The 5,384-nt window shown below is 50.7% G+C and carries 4 protein-coding genes and 1 pseudogene; 1 reads left to right on the top strand and 4 read right to left on the bottom strand.

The window, feature by feature from the left end; genetic code table 11:
- Together K2G43_RS10305 and K2G43_RS10310 are read right to left on the bottom strand one after the other, a co-directional pair.
- A pseudogene (locus K2G43_RS10305) lies at positions 1-765 on the bottom strand (dihydrofolate reductase); the annotation flags it as partial.
- Between the two features lie 72 nt (positions 766-837).
- Positions 838-1,308, bottom strand: coding sequence for a helix-turn-helix domain-containing protein (locus K2G43_RS10310; protein ID WP_300154874.1), 471 nt, complete (start codon positions 1,306-1,308; stop codon positions 838-840).
- A 213-nt stretch (positions 1,309-1,521) separates the two neighbouring features.
- Between K2G43_RS10310 and recQ the strand changes: the two genes are divergently transcribed.
- Positions 1,522-3,333 (top strand): DNA helicase RecQ, encoded by a 1,812-nt coding sequence (gene recQ, locus K2G43_RS10315; RefSeq protein ID WP_300154877.1) that lies wholly within the window; start codon positions 1,522-1,524, stop codon positions 3,331-3,333.
- A 44-nt stretch (positions 3,334-3,377) separates the two neighbouring features.
- On the opposite strand, the gene K2G43_RS10320 is transcribed toward recQ, so the two are convergent.
- Both K2G43_RS10320 and cysK read right to left on the bottom strand, forming a co-directional pair.
- Positions 3,378-4,226: a tetratricopeptide repeat protein gene (locus K2G43_RS10320; RefSeq protein ID WP_300154880.1), complete on the bottom strand. Its 849-nt coding sequence runs from the start codon at positions 4,224-4,226 to the stop codon at positions 3,378-3,380.
- A 15-nt stretch (positions 4,227-4,241) separates the two neighbouring features.
- On the bottom strand, positions 4,242-5,192 hold the full coding sequence (cysK, locus tag K2G43_RS10325) for a cysteine synthase A (RefSeq protein ID WP_297645069.1): 951 nt from the start codon (positions 5,190-5,192) through the stop codon (positions 4,242-4,244).
- Positions 5,193-5,384: the final 192 nt, after the last annotated feature.

Here is a 5,384-nt window from a genome sequence, read left to right on the forward strand (position 1 = left end):
TGTTACATAAAACTCCACCAGTTTGGCTATCACGGCCTTCTGTTCGGGAGTATCGGAAACCGTTTCCGCCTTCTTCAGCCAATAGACAATCTTCTCCAACGCCGCCCCATACAAGCCGCCCACCTTCCAGACTTTCTCCCGTATCTCACCCTCCTCTTTTACCAACCGGCTGTTCAGGCCGTAGGAAACCGGCGTTTCATCTTTCGGATTCTTCAGGGCGTTATAGAAATCTTCCGCTTCGTTCTGCGTCACCCCATCGTAATAGTTGCAGGCGGAGGTCAGCACCAGGTCTTCACCGGCAGCCTGATTCACGCGCTTCGGCAGCACCACCGCATCGAATACGACCGGAAAGACCTCGTCGCACAATTGCTCCACCGTCTGTCCTTCGGCAAGCGGCAATGTAGCAGCATCCACACTCAGCAGGGCCTGTTTCAAGAAATCGGCGGTAAAGCCCGGAACAAACTTTTCACAACCATAATGATGATGGATGCCATTGGAGAACCATACCCGTTTCAGATAAACCTCCATAGCCTTGAAGTCTGCGACATTCCTGTCTCCCTGGTAGCCCATATAGACAGCCTCCAACATCCGACGAATGGTCAGATTGTATTTTCCGTTTTGGTCGAAAAGGATGTCCCTCCCTTGCAAAGCGGCTTCCGTCAAGTAATAGATTAACTCTTTCTGTCGGAGTGACAACTCCTCAAAGCCCGGCACGCGGTAGCGTAAGATCTGTAAATCTGCAAATTTTTCCACTGTCCAATCAAAAAAAGAAAAGGAAGTATCCCAAAACAAACGTCCCGGGATATTTCCTTTTTTCATTTATTTTATATTTACTAATTATTTTTTCTTATCTTTTTCCGCATGCCTCTTACGATAACTATTAGGGGTCTCCCCTACATTCTTATAAAAGGCCGCATAAAAGGACTGGCGGTTCGCAAAACCCACCATTGTACTAATCTCCTCCACATTCTTATCGGTATATCTTTTATCGGTCAGCAAATGCTGCGCCTCTTTCACTCTATACTCATTCAACAGACAGGAATAATTCATTCCAAAACGTGAATTTACCACTGCAGACAAATAGCGCGTATTGGTTTGCAATTCTTTTGCCAAATCTTTTGCGGAATAATCAGCATCCCGATACTTCTTCTGTACAACAATGATATTCAAAATTTTGTCATACAACTCATCTGCCAGTTCTGGTCTTATCAAAGAACGATAGGCAGCATCTTTTTCTTTTTTTTCACGCAGATTGTAAGGACGTTTCTTCGTTTCCTTTTCCTCTACTTTGTTTTCTAATTCACTCATTCAATTAACTGGTTAGGGTTGTTTTTAATAGGAAGGCTCAAAAGGTCAACCCTTTCGGCTTTACAAAAGTCACACATTTTTTCTAAATACGCAACTTTTCGTGTATATTTTTTAAATTAATACTCAATAAAACGCCTGCTTTTTTTCTTTTTGTACTTTCTACAATAAATAATGTACCTTTGCAGGCGCAAGATTATACATTAAAAAAACGATATGTTACAAACGCTAAAAAACCATTTCGGCTACGACAGTTTCCGTCCCTTGCAAGAAGAAGTCATCCGCCACCTGCTGGCCCACAAAGACGCATTGGTACTGATGCCCACCGGAGGCGGAAAGTCCATCTGCTACCAACTGCCTGCCCTGTTGAGCAAAGGCACCGCCATCGTGGTTTCCCCGCTCATCTCGCTGATGAAGGACCAGGTGGAAACACTTTGTGCCAACGGCATTGCCGCCGGTGCACTGAACAGCAACAACAGCGAAACCGAAAACGCCGCATTGAAACGCGCATGCATGGAAGGAAAGCTAAAACTGCTCTATATATCTCCTGAAAAATTGCTGGCAGAAGCCAACTACCTGTTGCGGGATATACACATCTCGCTCTTCGCCATTGACGAAGCGCACTGCATCTCGCAGTGGGGACACGACTTCCGACCGGAATACACCCAAATGGGCATCCTCCACCAACAGTTTCCGCAGGTGCCCATCATTGCCCTGACCGCCACAGCCGACAAACTGACCCGCGAGGACATCGTCAAGCAACTGCACCTCGACCATCCCCGCATCTTTCTCTCATCCTTCAACCGTCCTAACCTGAACCTCAGCGTAAAGAGAGGCTACCAACAGCAAGAAAAGAGCAAGGCGATTCTTGACTTCATCGAACGACACTCCGGAGAGAGCGGCATCATCTACTGCATGAGCCGCAATAAAACGGAGTCGGTAGCACACATGCTCCAAAAGCACGGTGTCCGGGCAGCCATCTACCACGCCGGACTATCTCCGGCACAACGGGACGAAGCGCAGGATGATTTCATCAACGACCGTGTGCAGGTGGTATGCGCCACCATCGCTTTCGGAATGGGCATTGACAAAAGCAATGTACGGTGGGTCATTCACTACAACCTGCCCAAAAGCATCGAAAGTTTCTATCAGGAAATAGGGCGGGCCGGGCGTGACGGCCTGCCAAGCGACACACTTCTGTTCTATTCGCTTGCCGACCTCATCCTGCTTACCAAGTTCGCCACAGAGAGCGGACAGCAAAGCATCAACTTAGAAAAACTGCAACGCATGCAGCAATATGCCGAAGCCGACATCTGCCGCCGCCGCATCCTGTTGAGCTATTTCGGCGAAAGTACCACCCACGATTGCGGCAATTGCGACGTGTGCAAGAATCCCCCCGAACGTTTCGATGGCACCATCATCGTACAAAAGGCGCTCAGTGCCATCGTGCGTACCGAACAACAGATAGGAACCGGCATGCTGGTGGACATCCTGCGTGGAAACATGAGCCACGAGGTCATGGAAAAGGGCTATCAGCAGTTGAAGACATTCGGTGTAGGTCGCGAAGTACCTGCCCGCGACTGGCAGGACTATCTGCTACAGATGCTTCAATTGGGCTATTTCGAGATAGCCTACAACGAAAACAGCCACCTGAAAATCACCCCTACCGGCATGGATGTGCTCTTCGGCAGAGCCAAAGCACAGCTCGTCACCATCTGGCGCGACGAGTCCGCATCCACCATCCACAGGCGCAAGCGGAAAGCATCCATCTCCGTCAAAGAGCTCCCCTTAGACCTGCCCAATACGGAAGACGAAGACCTTTTCGAAGCCCTACGCGCCCTCCGCAAACGACTTGCCGACCAGGAAGCGTTGCCCCCCTACATCGTGCTGTCCGACAAAGTGCTGCATCTGCTCAGCACTTCCCGTCCCACAACCATTGAAGAGTTCGGAAGCATCAGCGGCATCAGTGAATATAAGAAGAAGAAATATGGAAAGGAATTTGTGGAAGTGATTAGGAGGTATGATTAGGGGGAGTTATCGGGAGTTAAAGGCCGACAACTCCTTTCCCAAAATCACTTGCATTGCTGCAGCAGCTCCCTCACCTCCACTCGCGGCACTCCCAATGCCGCCGCCTTCTCAAAATCGCGTTTTGCCAGCCCCTTCTTCTTTTGTGAGAGGTAAATCTGTCCCCGCATCAAGTAGGCTTCCGCTTGTGAAGGGTCCTGCCTGATGGCTTCTTCCAAATCCAACACGGCCAGATCCGCTTGATTCATCTCCTGCTCTACGCCTGCACGCGCCACATAGAGCACAGCACGTTGCGAAGCCGTCAATCCGTCTGGCTCTTCTTGTCCGGCAAGCATCGCATTCAATATCGCAAGCGCGGCATCGGTGTTTTTCTCTTTCTGTTCCAGCGTGGCAAGTCCCAAACGACCGCTATAGCTTTGCGGGACAAGCTTCAGCAGGTGTTCATAATCCGCCCTCGCAAACTTGTAGTTGCGTTGGCTCATATAGATATAGGCACGCATCAGCAAAGCTTCCGAATGATCCTTCTCCAAATCCAACACCAGCGAATAATCCATCTTCGCCAGCTCCTCTTTTCCCAACTCAAGATAAAGGGTGGCCCGATTCATCAGAACAGGCACGGCACGCGGAGCAATGTTCAACGCCATCGTGTACGATTCAAGCGCCTGGTCGTATTGGTGCTGGCGCCGCTGTATCGTCCCCAGATTGGAGAACAGCAACGCGTTGTGCGGATTGGCGGGATCTGCTTTCATCGCTTGCGCAATGTATTGTTTGGCCAGCTCCAAGCTATCCTGCTCTGTAGCGGCAAACGCCCGTTCGCTCAGCTCCTGATAGGTTTGGGAAAATGCGGAAGCCACCATCGTGCTCCATGCGAAAAAAGAGAGAATAAGTCTTTTCATAACAATGTGATTATATCATTCCAAAGGATAAGTATCGAAAGCGAACAATTCCGTTGACAGATAGCGTTCGCCCGTATCGGGCAGCAGGGCGACAATCATCTTGTCCGCAAACTCCGGCCGTTCTGCCAGTAGCCGTGCCGCATACGTTGCCGCACCGGACGAGATGCCCACCAGCAAGCCTTCCGTAGCAGCCAAATCACGTCCTCCGCGAATCGCCTCCCGGTCGGGAACGGGTATCACCTCGTCCACCACAGAAGCATCATAGATGGGAGGCACAAAGTTGGCACCGATGCCCTGTATGCGGTGCGGTCCAGCCTTTCCCCCTTCCAGCACCGGAGAGGACGCCGGCTCCACAGCCACCACATAGACCTTCGGGTTATGCTTCTTCAAGGCACGCGCCACCCCGCTGACCGTGCCGCCCGTACCTACTCCCGCCACAAAGACATCGACTCTCCCCGCCGTGTCCGCCCATATCTCCTCGCCCGTAGTGAGTTCGTGCGCCTCGGCATTCGCCCGATTTTCAAACTGCTGCAACATGACAGAACCCGGTATCGCGTCCAGCAGCTCCTTCGCTTTGGCGATGGCTCCCGCCATGCCCGTCGCCCCTTCGGTCAGCACAATTTCCGCGCCCAAAGCTTTCAGCAGGTTACGGCGTTCCAGACTCATGGTCTCGGGCATCGTCAGTATCAGGTGATACCCTTTGATGGTAGAGACCATCGCCAGCCCCACCCCGGTATTCCCACTGGTAGGCTCCACAATTGTGGCACCGGGTGTCAACACACCACGCGCCTCAGCATCCTCAATCATGGCAAACGCCACACGGTCCTTCACGCTCCCCGCCGGATTGAACGATTCTACTTTGGCGACTATATTATTCTTCAGTCCGTACTTGCGGCTGTAGCCAGACAGTTCCAGCAAGGGGGTGTGCCCAATGAGTTGGGTCAAGTTCTTTGCAATCTTTGTCATAGGTAATTCGCATTTATGAGTCATCTATTTCCGGTTTTATATGGAACTTAACGTAAAAGTATGGTTTTTCGTTGAGAAGATGAAATTTTTTAGGGAAAATTTAAACACCCGACATACGACTCTTTCATTAAGGGAAACACCGCCACCACTTTCCGAATACATTGCCACCCGTAGATAAAAACATCCCCACTT

The sequence above is a fragment of the Bacteroides sp. genome, from assembly GCF_029057325.1.
Lineage (GTDB): Bacteria > Bacteroidota > Bacteroidia > Bacteroidales > Bacteroidaceae > Bacteroides.

Bases quoted from the DNA above. Each gene is read 5' to 3' on its own strand.
- recQ (WP_300154877.1), top strand. From the start codon at position 1,522: ATGTTACAAACGCTAAAAAACCATTTCGGCTACGACAGTTTCCGTCCC.
- K2G43_RS10310 (WP_300154874.1), bottom strand. From the start codon at position 1,308: ATGAGTGAATTAGAAAACAAAGTAGAGGAAAAGGAAACGAAGAAACGT.
- cysK (WP_297645069.1), bottom strand. From the start codon at position 5,192: ATGACAAAGATTGCAAAGAACTTGACCCAACTCATTGGGCACACCCCC.
- K2G43_RS10320 (WP_300154880.1), bottom strand. From the start codon at position 4,226: ATGAAAAGACTTATTCTCTCTTTTTTCGCATGGAGCACGATGGTGGCT.